This window comes from Sphingomonas adhaesiva (assembly GCF_036946125.1).
Classification (GTDB): domain Bacteria; phylum Pseudomonadota; class Alphaproteobacteria; order Sphingomonadales; family Sphingomonadaceae; genus Sphingomonas; species Sphingomonas adhaesiva_A.
In genome coordinates, this window is record NZ_JAQIJT010000002.1 from 1,563,300 (window position 1) to 1,578,551 (window position 15,252).

The window sequence follows — 15,252 nt, forward strand, 5'->3', positions numbered from 1 at the left end:
CCCGAGGCATTATATTGCAAATCCTGCGCCGGATCAGGCATCCCGTCGTGTCGGTTGCGCGGCCGCCTGCGCGCACGATATGGCGATGTCACTGCGTTGTTTCCCAAGACTCCTCAAGCGCGGCGCCCAGGACGCTCTCACTTGATGCCAGCCACCACGCCGATGCCCCCCATGACCGTCTCGACCGGCACCCCTGGCCTCGACCGCATCCTGCGCGGCGGGTTGCCGCGTCACCGGCTCTACCTGCTGGAAGGCTCGCCGGGGTCGGGCAAGACGACGATGGCGCTCCAGTTCCTGCGGGCGGGCGTCGCGGCGGGGGAGCGGGTCCTCTACATCACCCTGTCGGAAACGCGCGAGGAGCTGGATCAGGTCGCCGCGTCGCACGGCTGGACGCTCGCCGCGTTCGACGTCGTCGAACTGAACGCGGTCGACGGCATCTTCGGCAGCGGACGCGAGCAATCGATCCTCCACGCCTGGGAAACCGAGCTGGGGGAGACGATCCGCCTGATCGAGGGCGAGGTCGATCGCGTCCGCCCCACCCGCGTCGTGTTCGACAGCCTGTCGGAAATGCGCCTGCTGGCGCAGGACCCGCTGCGCTACCGGCGGCAGGTGCTCGCGCTGAAGCAATTCTTCGCCACGCGCGCGATCACCGTGATGCTGATCGACGACATGACCGCGGGCGACGCCAGCGACACGCATCTGCACAGCCTGTGCCACGGCGTCATCACGCTGGAGCGGCTGACGCTCGACTTCGGCGCGGCGCGGCGACGGTTGCAGGTGCAGAAGCTGCGCGGCGTGAATTTCGGAGCGGGCTTCCACGACCTGACCATCCATACCGGCGGGATCGACGTTCACCCGCGGCTGATCGCGGCGGATCATCACAAGACCTTCGTGGGCGAGGCGGTGTCGAGCGGCGTGCCCGCGCTGGATGCGCTGCTCGGCGGTGGCCCGCTGCGCGGCACCTCGACGTTGGTGACGGGGCCGAGCGGGACGGGCAAGACCACGATCGCGCTGCAATATCTTCACGCCGCCTGTCATCGCGGCGAGCGGGCGACCATGTATCAGCTCGACGAGCGGATCGGGACGCTGCTGACCCGTGCGCAAGCCTTCGCCCTCGACCTGGAACCGCTGATCGACGCCGGCTGCCTCAGGATCGAGCAGATCGATCCTGCCGAAATGTCGCCCGGCGAGTTCGCCGGGCGCGTCCGGCGCGAGGTGGAGGAGCGCGGCGCCGGGATGATCGTGATCGACAGCCTGTACGGCTATCTGGCGGCGATGCCGCAGGAACAGCAATTGATCCTGCAGCTGCACGAACTGCTGTCCTATCTGAACCAGCAGGGCGTCGCCACGATCCTCGTCAACCCGCAACAGGGGTTGATCGGGTCGATGCAGAACACGCTCAACGTGTCCTACGTGGCCGATGCGGTCGTGCTGCTGCGCTTCTTCGAGGCGGACGGGCGCATCCGCAAGGCGGTCTCCGTGCTGAAGAACCGCGCCGGCGCGCACGAGGATACGATCCGCGAGTTCCGCATCGACGGCGGGGGCGTTCGCGTCGGCGCGCCGTTGAGCGACTTCATCGGCGTGTTGAGCGGCACGCCGCGCTACACGGGGGACCGGGCACCGCTGCTGGAAGATCGACCGCATGGGGCATAGGACCGCGAGCGAAGGCCACCGCGTCCTGATCTGCACCCCGTTCGGGCGCGATGCCGACAGCGTCGTCGCGCTGCTGTCGTCGCGCGGATATGACGCGCTCGCGTTCCGCGACCTGGATGCGATGGCGGGCGCCATCGACGAACGGGTCGGCGTCGTGCTCCTGAGCGAGGAAGCGCTGCGCGATACGCCCGCGGCACTGGCCCACGCGCTGTCGCGGCAGCCCGACTGGTCCGAAATCCCGTTCGTGCTGCTCGCCACGCCGCACGCCGGATCGGCCGGACAGGAGGCGCTGCGCCGCATGGCGTCGACGCTGACCGGCAACGCCCTCGTGCTGGAACGCCCGCTCGGCGCGGACTCGCTGGTCAGCACCATCGCCTCGACGATGCGGTCGCGGCAGCGTCAATTCGTCCTGCGCGACCGGCTGCGCGAGCTGGAGACCAGCCGCCAGCAGCTGGCGCAGAGCGAGGCCGAACTGCGCACCGTCGCGGATGCGCTGCCGGTGCTCATCTCGTTCCTCGACCGCGACCTCCACTACCGTTTTGCCAACCGCGCGTATGAGGACTGGTTCGGCAAGTCCCCGGCCGAGATCGTCGGGCGCCACGTCCGCGAGGTGGTGAGCGACGAGGGGTTCCTCCTGCGCGAGCAGGACATGCGCCGCGCGCTGGCGGGCGAGACGGTGCGGCTGGAACTGCCGATGCCGCGCCACGACGGGGAACGGCGCGATGCGGAGATCCGCTACCTGCCACGCCGCGACGCCAGCGGCGCGGTCGACGGCTTCCACGTGTTCGCGATCGACGTCACCGAGCGCAAGCTGACCGAGGAGGAGCTCGCCGGCCGCGTCCAGGATCGCACCGCCGCGCTGGAACGCGAGATGGCCAATCGCACCAGGGCGGAGGCGGCGCTGCGCCAGAGCCAGAAGATGGAGGCGGTCGGCCAGCTGACCGGCGGCATCGCGCACGACTTCAACAACATGCTGACGGGCATCATCGGTGCGCTCGACATCATGCGACGCCGTATCGACAGCGGGCGGCTCGGCGATCTCGACCGCTTCATGGACGCGGCCTCCACCTCGGCACAGCGCGCCGCGGGGCTGACCGCGCGGCTGCTCGCCTTCTCGCGGCGCCAGTCGCTCGACCTGCGCCCGACCGCGATCAACGCGCTGGTCCATTCGCTCGAGGAACTGCTGCGCCGCACGGTGAACGAGAATATCGCGCTCGCGATCCGCACGGCGGACGACGTCACCGGCGCGATGGTGGACGCCAATCAGCTGGAGAACGCGATCCTCAACCTCGCGATCAACGCGCGCGACGCCATGCCCGACGGCGGACAGCTGACCGTGGAAACGCGCGCGGTCGAGCTGTCCGACCGCGATGTCGCCGCGCATCCCGACGTCGAGCCCGGCCATTATGTCGTCGTCGCGGTCAGCGACACCGGCGTCGGCATCGCGCCCGACGTGCTGGAGAAGGTGTTCGACCCCTTCTTCACCACCAAGCCGATCGGTCAGGGCACCGGGCTGGGGCTGTCGATGGTCTATGGCCTGGCGCGGCAGTCGGGCGGGCAGGCGCGCATCCACAGCAAGCCGGGCGTCGGCACCACCGTCTCGCTCTACCTTCGCGCGGTCGATCCGGTCGACGATCGTGCCGGCACCTCCCCCGCCCCGGCCGCGCCGCAGGGTGCCGGGCAGACCGTGCTGCTGGTCGAGGACGACGATTCGGTGCGTCTGCTGGTCCACGAGGTGCTGGCCGAGCTGTCCTATCACGCGGTCGAGGCGCAGGAGGCGCAGGCCGCGATCGCGGTGCTGCAATCGGACCGGGCGATCGACCTGATGATCTCCGACGTCGGCCTGCCGGGAATGAACGGCCGCCAGCTGGCCGACATCGCGCGGCTCCACCGCCCCGACCTGCCGATCCTGTTCATCACCGGCTATGCCGAAAATGCCGCGATCCGCTCCGGCTTCCTCGGCACGAACATGGCGATGATTACCAAGCCCTTCGCGCTCGATGCCCTGGCGCAGAAGATCGCGGAGATGCTGCCCGACGGCCGATCGCGCCCGCGATGAAGCTGAAGTCGCGCATCGACCTCAACCTGCTCGCGGTCTTCGACGCGATCTTCACCCGCGCCAGCGTGACGCAGGCGGCGCGCCACCTGCACCTGACGCAATCCGCGATCAGCCACGCGCTCAATCGCCTGCGCCGCGAGTTCGACGACCCGCTCTTCGTGCGCAGCGGCAACGCCCTCGTCCCGACGGCGCTGGCGCGGGCGCTGGCGCAGCCGGTGCAACAGGCGCTGCGCGGGATCGACGTCGCGCTGGCGAGCGCGCTGCAATTCGATCCGGCCACCTCGACCCGGCTGTTCCGCATCGGGCTGCGTCCCACCGCGGAGGCGCATCTCTTCGCCACGCTCGTGCGACGCATCGCGCGGGCCGCGCCCCACGTCCGGCTCGCCAGCCTCAACTTCCGCCGGTCAGAGCTGGCGCGCACGCTCGCCGCCGGCGGACTGGACGTGGCGCTCGACATTCCGGGAGAGCATAGCGCCACGCTGCGCACCGATACGCTCGCCGCCGAGGAGCTGATCGTCATCGCGCGCCGCGACCATCCCCGGGTGCGCGGCGCGATCGACCTGCCGGCCTATCTGGCGCTGGACCATGTCATCGCCTCCCCGCGCCCGTCGGGTGGCGGTACCGAGGACGAGGCGCTGGCCGCGCTCGGCGAGGAACGCCGCATCCGCATCCGCTGCCAGCATATCGGCACCGCGTGGCGCATCGTCGCGGGCACCGACATGCTGCTGACCCTGTCGCGCAGCCACGCCGCCGGCGCGGGCGATCCCGCCGCGATCCAGATCCTGCCGCTCCCCTTTCACGTCGCCCCCCGCCCGCGCCAGCTGCTGTGGCACGAAGCGGTCGAGCGCGACCCCGGCGTGTCGTGGCTGCGCGCGATGATCCACGACGCGGTCATGAACCGGCTTCATGAAGAGGATGCGCCTTCGTCATTTTCCGAATGACCCGCGCGCCGCTACACTCGCTGGGAATTGGAAAAAGGATCACGCGCGTGGACGACATCTTCAACGTTCCCGAACTCAACGACCTGCGCATGTCGGAGGGCGCGCGCCCGCTGTTCGATGCGGTCAAGGCGTTCATCCGCGACGTGGTCGACCCGATGGCGGAGCAATTCCACCGCGCGGGCGAGAACCGCCCCGACCGCTGGAGCTACACCGACGAGCAGCTCGCGCTGCTGGACGGCGCCAAGCAGAAGGCGCGCGCGGCGGGACTTTGGAACTTCTTCCTCCCCAACGCCGAAACCGGCGAGGGGCTCAGCAACCTCGACTATGCCTATATCGCCGCCGAGCTGGGCAAGTCGCCGCTCGCGTCGCAGTCGCTCAACTGCTCCGCGCCCGACACCGGCAACATGGAGGTGCTGGAGCGCGTCGGCACGCCCGAGCAGAAGAAGCAGTGGCTGGAGCCGCTGCTGGAGGGCAAGATCCGCTCCGCCTATGCGATGACCGAGCCCAACGTCGCCTCGTCCGACGCGAAGAACATCAGCACCAGCGCGGTGCTGGACGGTGACGAATGGGTCATCAACGGCGAGAAATTCTACATCTCCGGCGCGGGCGATCCACGCTGCAAGATCCTCATCACCATGGTCCGCACGTCGCAGGACGGCCCGGTATCGCAGCAGCAGTCGCAGATCCTGATCCCCACCGACACGCCCGGGGTCGAGATCGTAGGCCCGATGCTCGTCTTCGGGCAGGACCATGCGCCCGGCGGCCACATGCACATCCGCTTCAACGACGTACGCGTGCCGAAGGAGAACGTGCTGCTGGGCGTCGGCCGCGGCTTCGAGATCTCGCAGGTCCGCCTGGGGCCGGGCCGCATCCACCATTGCATGCGCACGATCGGCAAGGCCGAAGTGGCGCTCGACCTGATGGTCAGGCGCGGCAATTCGCGCACCGCCTTCGGCCAGCCGCTCATCAAGCTGGGCAAGAACATGGAGGTCGTGTCGCGCGCGCGGATCGAGATCGAGGCGATGCGGCTGATGGTGCTGAAGGCCGCCAAGGCGATGGACGTGCTCGGCAACCGCGAGGCGCGCGTCTGGGTCAGCATGGTGAAGGCGATGGTGCCGGAGAAGACCTGCCGGATCATCGACCAGGCGATCCAGATCCACGGCGCGGCCGGCATCTCGCAATGGACGCCGCTGGCGGAACTCTATCAGGACGTGCGCCACCTGCGCTTCGCCGATGGCCCGGACGAGGTGCACCACATGGTGGTCGGCCGCAACGAGATCGCGCTGCACTAACACGCTGTGAACTTCCGTTCGTGCTGAGCGAAGTCGAAGCACAGCCACCATGGCTTTCGCTCGGGCCCTGATCCATCCCAGCTGAAGCACTTCCCCGGCGAAGGCCGGGGCCCAGTTGGGAAGGCGTCGGTGAGGAAGCGAGCGCTCGATCACCAGCGCTGCCCAACTGGACCCCGGCCTTCGCGGGACCTTTGCAAAAGGCTACACCGTGCTCCTGCGCAGGCAGGAGCCCGGAGTTGCAGGTCCCATCGGGCGCTGTTCTGCTGGGCCCGGGGCTCCTGCCTGCGCAGGAGCACGGCGTGGGCTGGGTGCCGTTGCAACCTGTTTTGCAATGGCCCCGCCTTCGCCGGGGGGCGATTGTGGCCGGTTCAAGCCGCGTGGATCAAACATCTTACTTCCGACTTCGTTCAGGCCGAACGGAGGGATGACGCGGCACTCCCCAACATGACCGATCGCTCATGATCCGGTCAGCCGCGGGTGATCCGCCCGCCGCCACAAGGCGCCTATGCAGCGCCGCCCCTCCCCGACCTCCCGCGCGCGCGAGGCACTCGACGCGCGGATCTGCCGGCTGATCTGCCCGATCGCGGCGGCGATGGTCGGCATCTGCCTGACCGGGATCGGCCTCCTCCACGTCACGCTCGCGATCGGGCGCAAGGCGGGGTTCGCCGACGATCTGCTCGCGGTCGATTCGCTGCTGTTCCTGGTGGCGACCCTGTCGTCCTATGTCGCGGTACGCCGGCTGGAGCATCGCCGCGTCCACACCCTGGAGCGGATCGCGGATGCGACGTTCATGACCGCGATGCTGCTCCTCACCGTGGCTTGCTTCGTCATCACCTATGCGCTGAATGCCTGACCCATGCGCCGCCCCCTTCCCTCTCGCTGGCCGCTGCGGATCGCCGCCGCCGTCGCGCTCGTCCTCGCGGCGCTGCTCGCCTTCACCGCCTGGCTCGGCTGGTTCGGCGGTCCCGTCTATCGCATCGTCCCCGCCACCGCGCCGCAGCGGCGCCTCGCCGCGGTGTTCCTCTCCGGCGATACCGGGCTGAAGATGGGAATGGGGCCGCAGGTGATCGACGGGCTCGCCGCGCACGGCGTGCCGGTGGTGGGGATCAACACCCTCACCGCCTTCGCGACCCGCCGGACGCCTGCACAGACCACCGCGCTGATCGCCGATGCCACCCGGCGCGCGCTGTCGATCGGCGGGGTGAAGCGCGTCGTCCTGATCGGCCAGTCGGCCGGTGCCGACATGCTCCAGGCGGGCGTGTCGGATCTGCCCGCCGGCCTGCGCGCGCGCGTCGCGATGGTCATCCTGACCGTGCCGGGCGACACGCTGCTGTGGAAGGCGACACCCGGCGGCGTGCTGGATGGCGCGCCCGTCGCCCCCGCGCTGCCCAGCGCGGCGCGGATCGACTGGGCACCGCTGCTGTGCATCCACGGCGCGACCGAGGACGACAGCCTGTGCCCCCTGCTGCGCCAGCGCAACGCGCGCACCGTCGTGTTGCCCGGCGATCATTACCTGAACCACGACGCGACGCGCCTGACGCAGGCGCTGTGGACCGCCATCGCGCCGTTCGCCTGACCGCGCGCGCATGACCGATTGTTCAGGGTTCGGCGATAGCGCGGCCATCCGCCGATCCGTACCCATCCTCTCATGAAGACCTACCGCATGATCCCTTTCCGACGCGCCGCCGCTGCCGTTCTGGCGATGACCCTTGCGACCGGCGCGGCTCAGGCGCAGCCCGCGCCGTCGATCTACGGCACCTGGATGAACCCGCGCGGCAGCGTCGCCGTGCGCACCGGCCAGTGCGCGCAGGAGCGGCTGTGCGGCGTGATCGTATGGGCCAATGACGAGGCGCAGTCGGATGCGCGCGACGGCGGCGTGACGCGGCTGGTCGGCACCGCGCTGCTGGAGGATTACCGCGCCGACGGCAGCGGTGGCTGGCAGGGCACCGTCTTCATTCCCGACATGAACCGGCGCTTCTATTCGAAGATCGAGCAGGTCGACGCCAACACGATGAAGCTGAAGGGCTGCATCCTGGGCGGGCTGATCTGCAAGGCGCAGCTGTGGAAGCGGATCGAGCGCCTGCCGCATGAGTGACCTGACGGGGTTGATGCGCCGGCATCGCCGCCTGCTGTCGGCGGCGGTGATGCTGCTGCTGGTCGCGCTCGGCTTCGCGGCGATGGAAGCGGTCACGCGGGAACTGACCTTCCACCAGGTGCGCGATGCCGTCCGCGCGCTGCCGAACGGGCGGCTCGCGGCGGCGATCGCGTTCACCACGCTCAGCTATCTGACGCTGACGCTGTACGACTTTCTGGCGCTGCGCGTCATCGGGCGACCGCTGCCGTGGCGGACCGCCGCGCTTGCGTCCTTCACCAGCTACACGCTCAGCCACAATCTGGGGCTGTCGCTGCTCACCGGCGGGTCGGCGCGCTACCGCGTCTATTCGCGCGCAGGGCTGGACGGGCCCGATGTGGCGCGCGTCATCGCCATCGCCAGCGCGACGTTCTGGATCGGGATCGTCACCGTCGCGGGCGTGGCGCTGGCGATGCGCGACGGCGCGATCGACCTCGCCGGCGTGTCGCTGCCGCAGGGGTTGGCGCGCACCCTCGGCGTGGTCGTCGCCGCGCTGGCCGTGGCCTTGGTGATCGCCTGCGGTCGCGCGCGCCGGCCGCTGCGCCTCTGGCGGCTGACGCTGCCGCTGCCGACCGGGCGGCAGGCGCTGGCGCAGATCGGCATCGCGGTGCTCGACACCAGCACCGCCGCCGCCGCGCTCTTCGTGCTGATGCCCGACGCCGCGCCGTCGCTGCTGCCCGCCTTCGTCCTCGCCTATGCGCTCGGCATCGTCGCCGCGGTGGTGACGCACGTCCCCGGCGGGCTGGGCGTGTTCGAGGCGGTGGTGCTGGCCGTCATCCCCGGCGACCGCGTGACGGTGCTCGCGGCGCTGATCGCCTACCGCCTGGTCTATTACCTCCTTCCGCTGGCGGTTGCGGTCGCGATCCTCGCCTGGCGCGAGGGGGCGGCGCGCCGCGCGCTGCCTGCGCGCCTGCTGCGCGAGGGGCGCGACGCCGCCGGGGGTATCGCCCCGCTCGCGCTGTCGGCGGCGACCTTGGTCGGCGGCGCGATGCTGCTGCTGTCGGGGTCGCTGCCCGCGCTCCACGCGCGCATGGGCCTGCTGTCGCGGATCGTACCCCTCCCCTTCATCGAGGCGAGCCATATCGCCGCCAGCCTGGTCGGCACCGGGCTGCTGCTGCTCGCCCCCGGCCTCTACCGCCGGCTCGACGGCGCGTTCGTCGCGACGCGCGCATTGCTGCTGGGGGGCGCCATCTTCTCGCTGGCGAAGGGGATCGATTACGAGGAAGCGATCGTCTGCCTCACCCTCGCCGCGCTGCTGCAATGGACGCGCGACGCCTTCTACCGCCGCACCGCCTTGGTGCGCACGCCGCTGTCGGGGGCGTGGCTGGCGACGGTGGCGGTGCTGCTGGCGGCGGCGACCTGGGCCGGGTTCTTCGCCTATCGCCGCGTTCCGTACCAGGACGATCTGTGGTGGGACTTCGCCTGGCGCGGCGATGCCCCGCGTTTCCTGCGCGCGACGCTCGCCGCGGCGGTGCTGCTCTCCGGCGTCGCGGTGTGGCGCTGGCTCGGCCCGGCGCGGATTCCCCCGCAACAGCCCGCCGATCCCGCCGCGGTCGACCGCGTTCTGGCGCAGGCCGAGCGCACCGACGCGATGCTCGCGCTCACCGGCGACAAGCGCTTCCTGCTGGCCGACGACGGCGACGCGATGCTGATGTACCAGCGCCGCGGGACCAGCTGGATCGTGATGGGCGATCCCGTCGGCGACCCCGCCGCCTGGCCATCGCTGCTGTGGCGCATCCGCGAACTGGCGGACGAGGCGCAGGGGCGCCTGCTGCTGTATCAGATCACCCCGCCGACGCTCGACCTGGCGATCGGCATGGGGTTGCAGATCATCAAATATGGCGAGGAAGCCGTGCTCGACCTCGCGACCTTCACGCTGGAGACGCCCGCGCTGCGCTCCCTGCGCAAGTCGGAGCGTGCCGCCGCGCGCAAGGGGCTGACGTTCGAGATCGTCGTCGCCGCCGCCGTCCCCGCGATGATGGACGACCTCGCCGCGATCTCCGACGAGTGGATGCGCGCGAAGGGCCATGCGGAGAAGGGGTTCAGCCTCGGCCGGTTCGACGCCGCGTATCTGTCGCATTTCGACATGGCGGTGGCGCGCGTCGACGGTCGCGTCATGGCCTTCGCCAACATCTGGCGCACCGCGGGGGGGCAGGAGGCGTCGGTCGATCTGATGCGCCACCGCGACGACGCGCCGTCGGGCACGATGGACTTCCTGTTCGTCAACATCCTCCGCTGGGCGCAGGCGGAGCGGTTCGCCCGCTTTTCGCTCGGCATCGCGCCACTGTCGGGGATCGAGGGCCGCCGCCTCGCCCCCGCGTGGGCGCGCGCCGCCGCCCTGATCTTCCACCACGGAGAGCGCCTGTACGGCTTCCGCGGCCTGCGCACCTACAAGGAGAAGTTCGGCCCCGATTGGGAACCGCGCTACATCGCGGGTCCCAACGGCATCGGCATGCTGCGCGCGCTCCGCGACCTCTCCCGCCTGATCGGGCGGTCGCCCCCCGACGACAACGGGTGTTAGGTGGCGTTGCCGATGATGAGGCGGCGATATTCCCGCTCCGCCCGGCCATAGGTATCCCCCGCCAGGTCGATCAGGCGCGCACGATCCTGAACGATCACCTTGCCACGCCCGGTGCGCACCGCGCCGTCCTCTTCCAGCTTGTGCAGCGCCTCGGTCACGGTCGAGCGGCGGACGCCCAGCATCAGGCGGAATTCCTCGTGCGTCATGCAGATTTCGTCGGCGCGCACGCGGTCGTGGTACAGCAGGATCCAGCGCGCCATCCGCCGCTCGACCGGATGCGCCAGCGACGACACGATCGTCCGCCCCATCTGGAGCATGAAGACGTTGACGAAGCGCAGCAGCGTCTGGCGCAGCGTGTCGCTGCGCGTCGTCGCCTCGACCAGCACCGCCGCGGGCAGCCGCATCGCATGCCCCTGCTCCGCGCGCATCACGCCGTCGTGCGGCCAGGTATCGTCGCCCAGCAGCAGCGGCCAGCCCAGGAACCCCTCCTGCCCGACCAGCCCGATCGCGAGGCGGTGATCGCCCTCCAGCGCGTCCAGCACGCCGGCGATCGCGCCTTCGGGAAACCACACCGCCTCGATCGGCGTGCCGGCTCGCGCCAGCGCATCGCCGACCTCGAACGGCACGCGTTCCAGATGCGGCGCGATCAGCGCGAAATCGGCCGCGGACAGATTCTGCAGCAGGAAATTGTCGGTCTGTTGCGCGCGCCGGCCCCGCGCCCCGTCCGCCGGCGTCCGGTCCGCGGGCGTCGCTTGCAAGAGGTTCTCCATCCCCTCCGTCCTATGAAGCTTCACGCCTGCCTCCAAGTCGAACGCTATGACCGCTACCGTACCGAAACCCCGGCGGAGCGGGTCGGTTGCCTGAACGCATCAACGTCACCGGAGCGCGCATGACCCGTCCCCCGATCCGCTATACCCCGGACGTCGAAACTCCGACGCCCGGCGAGGACGAGACCATCGCCGGCCTGAACGACGCGTTCGACACCATCCTGGAGCGGACGGCCGGGGACGGGGACCGCGCTGTGCGTGCGGTACATGCCAAGGCGCACGGCGTGCTGGCGGGCGTGCTGGAGGTCGACGGCGGCCTTCCCGCCGAACTCGCGCAGGGCGTGTTCGCAACGCCCGGCCGGCACGACGTGCTGATGCGACTGTCGACCAATGCCGGCGACATCCTGCCCGACGTCATCAGCCTGCCGCGCGGGCTGGCGATCAAGGTGCTGGACGTGGCGGGCGAGCGCCTCCCCGGTGCGGAGGGCACGACGCAGGACTTCATCCTCAACAACGGCACCGTCTTCCAGGCGAAGGATGCCGACGCGTTTCTGTCGAACCTGAAGCTGCTGGCGAAGACGACCGACCGGCTGGAGGGGACGAAGAAGGTGCTCTCCGCGGTGCTGCGCGGCGTCCACCACGCGCTCGACGCGGTCGGTACGCAGAGCCCCGCGGTCGACACGCTGGGCGGTGCGCCCAACGTCGACCCGCTCGGCGAGACCTACCATTCGATCACCCCGTTCCGCTGGGGCGACCACATCGCCAAGTTCCGCGTCGTGCCCATCGCGCCCGCGCTGCGCGAGCTGTCGGGCCGGATCGTCGATGCGCACGGGCGCGAGAACGCGATCCGCGAGGATGTCCGCACCGAAATGCAGCGGATCGACGCGCAATGGGCGTTCGAGGTGCAGCTGTGCCGCGACCTCGACCGCCAGCCGATCGAGGATCCGACCGTGGTGTGGGACGAGGCGGAGGCGCCGTTCCAGCGCGTCGGCACGATCACCGCGCACGCGCAGGACAGCTGGCACGACGCCCGCGTGCAGCAGGTCGACGAGGAAATGCGCTTCAGCGTGTGGACCGGACTCGCGGCGCATCGTCCGCTCGGCAACATCAACCGCGCGCGCAACGCGACCTACCGCCACTCCGCGGACTTCCGCGCGCGCGTCAACGGCTGCCCCTATCGCGAGCCGGCGTCGCAACCGGGCTGACCGTCACGCCGCGGGCAGCACCATCCGCACCGAGAGGCCGCCGCCCGGTGCTTCGTCCAGCTGCATCGCGCCGCCATAGAGCGCCGCCAGTTCCGCGACGATCCACAGACCGAAGCCGTGACCGTCGCCGGCTTCGTCCAGCCGGGTCCCGGCCCGGGCGACCAGCGCGCGTTCGTCCGCCGGGATGCCGGGGCCGTCGTCCGCGATCGTCAGCACCACCGAACGCCCCTCCCGGCTCGCCCTCACCGCCACCCGCGAGCGCGCATGCCGTGCCGCATTGTCGAGCAGGTTGCCGAGCAGTTCGTCCAGATCCTGCGCATCCATCGCCACCCCCAGCTCGGTCGATACGGACACCTCCAGCAACCGCCCGGATCGCAGCGCCGGGATCGCGCCGGCGATCCCCTCGACCGCCGGGCGCAGCGGCGTCGCGCTGCGGCGGTCGATCGCCGCCGCCCGCGCACGGGTCAGATGATGCCGGATCGTACGGTCGATCCGCCCGACCAGCGCCGCCGCCCGCGGCTGATCGCGCAGATCGAGCGCCAGCGTCGCGACCGGGGTCTTGAGCGCGTGCGCCAGATTGGCCGCGCTCGCACGCGCGGTCGCCAGTGCCGCCGCATTGTCCGCCGCCAGCGCGTTCAGCTCGATCGTCAGCGGCAGCAGTTCCGCCGGCTGGTCCTCGTCAATGCGGTCGCGCCGCCCCGCCCGCATCGCCGCCACCTGATCGCGCACGCGGCGCAGCGGGCGCAGCCCGACGCGCAACTGCACCAGCATCGCGACCGTCAGCAGCAGCGCGACCGCAGCCAGCGCGACGAGCAGCGGCAGCAACGCCCCCCTGATCGGGCGCTGCACCACCTCGCGCGGCGCCGCCGCGGTCAGCACAACCGGCCCGCGCCGCGTCGGCAGCGTCACGGTGCGCGCATGCACGCCCCCCGCGCCCTCCAGCACCTGCGCCCCGCCCGGTCCGCCCGGCGAGGGCGGGGGCGGGGGCGGCGGTGGCGACGGCGCACCGTGCAGCGGCGGAAAGTCCGCCGAAGCGACCGCGCCATCGGGTCCGACGATCCGCCAGCGCCACGCCGGCCCGCCCTCCAGCGCCGCGACCCGCTCGCCCAGCCGCGCGCGGTCGACGCGCCCGTCGCGATCGACCGCGCTCGCCAGCACCAGCAACGTCGCGTCCAGCCGCCGGTCCAGCCCCTCGGTCACGAACCGTCCCAGCACCCCGGCGATGACCACGCCCGCGATGACGAGCGCCAGCGTCGTCGACGCGATCGCGATCGCCAGCATCCGCGCATAGAGCGACCGCGGCATCGCCCTACCCCGCGCAGACCAGGCGGTAGCCGCGCCCGCGCACCGTCTCGATCAGCGTCGCGCCGATCTTCTTGCGCAGCCGCCCGACGATCACCTCCAGACTGTTGGAATCGGTATCCGCATCGCCCTCATACACCCGTTCCAGCAGGTCGAGCCGCTCGATCACCACATCCTTGCGCAGCATCAGCTGCGACAGCACGCGCCATTCGAATGCGGTCAGCCGCAGCGGCAGGCCATCGAGTTCGAACATCCCCGTCTGCGTATCGAACGTCAGCGGCCCGCAGGTCAGCAGCGGCTGCCCGTGCCCGGCCGACCGCCGTACCAGCGCGCGCAACCGCATCACCAGCTCGTCGAGCCGGAAGGGCTTGACCATATAGTCGTCCGCCCCCGCCTTGAACCCGGCGACCTTGTCCGACCATGCCTCGCGCGCGGTCAGCACCAGCACGGGCAGGTCGCGCCCCGCCGCCCGCCACGCCTTCAGCACGCCGACCCCGTCCAGCTGCGGCAGGCCCAGATCCAGCACCGCGGCATCGTAGCGCTCGGTCTCGCCCAGATGCGCGGCGTCGACCCCGTCGGTCACGAGGTCGACCGCGAAATGCTCGCTCCGCAACGCGGCGGCGACGCTCGGGCCCAGATCGCGGTCGTCCTCGACCAGCAGGATGCGCATGTCGGTCTCCTATGCCGACCGCTTAAACCGAAACTGAACGTGCTGGTTCAGCGCGGGTGGTGCGGGCCGCGCGTACATTCCGGTCATCGTTGGACATAAGGAGTCGATGGTGATGAGAATGTCGAAAGCGCAGAAGGTCGGGCTGGGCGCGGTGGCGCTGCTCGCGCTCGGCGCCGCGGGCGGCGCAGGCGCGGTGTCGCTGACGCGGCCCGGCGTGGAGATGGCGCCGGTCGTGGCCACCCCGGTCGCGAAACTGGGCGATGCCCGCGGGATCGTGAGCGTGCGCGGGCGCGTGGCGGAGGTCTATGGCAACCGCTTCGTGGTGCAGGACGCCAGCGGCCGCACGCTGGTCGACGCCGGTCGCGGCGACAGCGGGCTGCGTACCGGCGCGCCGGTGCTGGTGCAGGGCCGCTACGACGACGGCCAGCTGCGCGCCCGCTTCCTGGTCGATCGGGCCAGCGGCGTTCGCGAGGTCGGCGCCCCGCCCCCGCCCCCGCCCCCGCCGCCCCCTCCGCCGGGTGCCGGTGCCCCTCCCCCGCCCCCGGGAGCAGGCGCGCCCCCTCCGCCCGGCGCTGGCGCCCCTCCGCCGCCGCCCGGCGCAGGCGCTCCCCCGCCCCCCGCTGGTTCGGGGACCCCGCCCGCGCCGCCACCAGGAGCGGTCGCCCCGCCGCCCGCCCGTCCGCGGTAACGGACCCGATCCGCGCCGTGCCG

At 71.0% G+C, this 15,252-nt stretch carries 13 protein-coding genes; 10 read left to right on the forward strand and 3 right to left on the reverse strand.

Annotation, left to right across the window (positions count from 1 at the left end):
- The first annotated feature begins 171 nt into the window (after positions 1 to 171).
- The 8 genes from PGN23_RS13755 to mprF all read left to right on the forward strand — a co-directional run bounded on the left by PGN23_RS13755 (position 172) and on the right by mprF (position 10,597).
- Complete coding sequence (locus PGN23_RS13755) at positions 172 to 1,653, forward strand: ATPase domain-containing protein (protein ID WP_335303515.1); 1,482 nt, start codon at positions 172 to 174, stop codon at positions 1,651 to 1,653.
- A complete protein-coding gene (locus PGN23_RS13760; protein WP_335303516.1) occupies positions 1,643 to 3,712 on the forward strand; it encodes a PAS domain-containing protein in 2,070 nt (689 codons plus the stop codon). The genes PGN23_RS13755 and PGN23_RS13760 overlap by 11 nt, the downstream gene beginning before the upstream one ends.
- Positions 3,709 to 4,653 carry a LysR family transcriptional regulator gene (locus PGN23_RS13765; protein ID WP_335303517.1) on the forward strand — a complete coding sequence of 315 codons (945 nt, stop codon included), beginning with the start codon at positions 3,709 to 3,711 and terminating at the stop codon, positions 4,651 to 4,653. The genes PGN23_RS13760 and PGN23_RS13765 overlap by 4 nt, the downstream gene beginning before the upstream one ends.
- Before the next feature lie 89 nt (positions 4,654 to 4,742).
- A complete protein-coding gene (locus PGN23_RS13770; protein WP_443019813.1) occupies positions 4,743 to 5,945 on the forward strand; it encodes an acyl-CoA dehydrogenase family protein in 1,203 nt (400 codons plus the stop codon).
- A 505-nt stretch (positions 5,946 to 6,450) separates the two neighbouring features.
- Positions 6,451 to 6,798, forward strand: coding sequence for a hypothetical protein (locus PGN23_RS13775; protein WP_335303519.1), 348 nt, complete (start codon positions 6,451 to 6,453; stop codon positions 6,796 to 6,798).
- A gap of 3 nt (positions 6,799 to 6,801) precedes the next feature.
- Complete coding sequence (locus tag PGN23_RS13780) at positions 6,802 to 7,521, forward strand: AcvB/VirJ family lysyl-phosphatidylglycerol hydrolase (RefSeq protein ID WP_335303520.1); 720 nt, start codon at positions 6,802 to 6,804, stop codon at positions 7,519 to 7,521.
- 87 nt (positions 7,522 to 7,608) lie between these two features.
- Positions 7,609 to 8,040: a DUF2147 domain-containing protein gene (locus PGN23_RS13785; protein WP_335303521.1), complete on the forward strand. Its 432-nt coding sequence runs from the start codon at positions 7,609 to 7,611 to the stop codon at positions 8,038 to 8,040.
- Entirely contained in the window at positions 8,033 to 10,597 is a 2,565-nt protein-coding gene (gene mprF / locus PGN23_RS13790) for a bifunctional lysylphosphatidylglycerol flippase/synthetase MprF (protein WP_335303522.1), read from the forward strand. The genes PGN23_RS13785 and mprF overlap by 8 nt, the downstream gene beginning before the upstream one ends.
- Here the strand turns inward: mprF and PGN23_RS13795 are convergent.
- The gene (locus PGN23_RS13795; protein ID WP_335303523.1) at positions 10,594 to 11,367 is read right to left on the reverse strand and encodes a Crp/Fnr family transcriptional regulator; all 774 of its coding nucleotides are present in this window, start codon (positions 11,365 to 11,367) and stop codon (positions 10,594 to 10,596) included. The genes mprF and PGN23_RS13795 overlap by 4 nt on opposite strands.
- A gap of 119 nt (positions 11,368 to 11,486) precedes the next feature.
- Between PGN23_RS13795 and PGN23_RS13800 the strand changes: the two genes are divergently transcribed.
- Positions 11,487 to 12,569, forward strand: a complete 1,083-nt coding sequence (locus tag PGN23_RS13800) for a catalase family protein (RefSeq protein WP_335303524.1) — start codon at positions 11,487 to 11,489, stop codon at positions 12,567 to 12,569.
- 3 nt (positions 12,570 to 12,572) lie between these two features.
- Here PGN23_RS13800 and PGN23_RS13805 read toward each other — a convergent pair whose 3' ends face one another.
- Both PGN23_RS13805 and PGN23_RS13810 read right to left on the reverse strand, forming a co-directional pair.
- A complete protein-coding gene (locus PGN23_RS13805) occupies positions 12,573 to 13,874 on the reverse strand; it encodes a sensor histidine kinase (protein ID WP_335303525.1) in 1,302 nt (433 codons plus the stop codon).
- Positions 13,875 to 13,878: 4 nt separating this feature from the next.
- Positions 13,879 to 14,541, reverse strand: a complete 663-nt coding sequence (locus PGN23_RS13810) for a response regulator transcription factor (RefSeq protein WP_335303526.1) — start codon at positions 14,539 to 14,541, stop codon at positions 13,879 to 13,881.
- Between the two features lie 118 nt (positions 14,542 to 14,659).
- On the opposite strand from PGN23_RS13810, the gene PGN23_RS13815 reads away from it, so the two are divergent.
- The gene (locus PGN23_RS13815; RefSeq protein ID WP_335303527.1) at positions 14,660 to 15,229 is read left to right on the forward strand and encodes a hypothetical protein; all 570 of its coding nucleotides are present in this window, start codon (positions 14,660 to 14,662) and stop codon (positions 15,227 to 15,229) included.
- The last annotated feature ends 23 nt before the right edge of the window (positions 15,230 to 15,252 follow it).

Excerpts from the sequence above, each read along its gene's own strand:
- PGN23_RS13805 (WP_335303525.1), bottom strand. The coding sequence starts at position 13,874 with ATGCCGCGGTCGCTCTATGCGCGGATGCTGGCGATCGCGATCGCGTCG.
- PGN23_RS13815 (WP_335303527.1), top strand. The coding sequence starts at position 14,660 with ATGTCGAAAGCGCAGAAGGTCGGGCTGGGCGCGGTGGCGCTGCTCGCG.
- PGN23_RS13780 (WP_335303520.1), top strand. The coding sequence starts at position 6,802 with ATGCGCCGCCCCCTTCCCTCTCGCTGGCCGCTGCGGATCGCCGCCGCC.
- mprF (WP_335303522.1), top strand. The coding sequence starts at position 8,033 with ATGAGTGACCTGACGGGGTTGATGCGCCGGCATCGCCGCCTGCTGTCG.
- PGN23_RS13800 (WP_335303524.1), top strand. The coding sequence starts at position 11,487 with ATGACCCGTCCCCCGATCCGCTATACCCCGGACGTCGAAACTCCGACG.
- PGN23_RS13810 (WP_335303526.1), bottom strand. The coding sequence starts at position 14,541 with ATGCGCATCCTGCTGGTCGAGGACGACCGCGATCTGGGCCCGAGCGTC.
- PGN23_RS13755 (WP_335303515.1), top strand. The coding sequence starts at position 172 with ATGACCGTCTCGACCGGCACCCCTGGCCTCGACCGCATCCTGCGCGGC.
- PGN23_RS13785 (WP_335303521.1), top strand. The coding sequence starts at position 7,609 with ATGATCCCTTTCCGACGCGCCGCCGCTGCCGTTCTGGCGATGACCCTT.
- PGN23_RS13765 (WP_335303517.1), top strand. The coding sequence starts at position 3,709 with ATGAAGCTGAAGTCGCGCATCGACCTCAACCTGCTCGCGGTCTTCGAC.
- PGN23_RS13760 (WP_335303516.1), top strand. The coding sequence starts at position 1,643 with ATGGGGCATAGGACCGCGAGCGAAGGCCACCGCGTCCTGATCTGCACC.
- PGN23_RS13795 (WP_335303523.1), bottom strand. The coding sequence starts at position 11,367 with ATGGAGAACCTCTTGCAAGCGACGCCCGCGGACCGGACGCCGGCGGAC.
- PGN23_RS13770 (WP_443019813.1), top strand. The coding sequence starts at position 4,743 with ATGTCGGAGGGCGCGCGCCCGCTGTTCGATGCGGTCAAGGCGTTCATC.
- PGN23_RS13775 (WP_335303519.1), top strand. The coding sequence starts at position 6,451 with ATGCAGCGCCGCCCCTCCCCGACCTCCCGCGCGCGCGAGGCACTCGAC.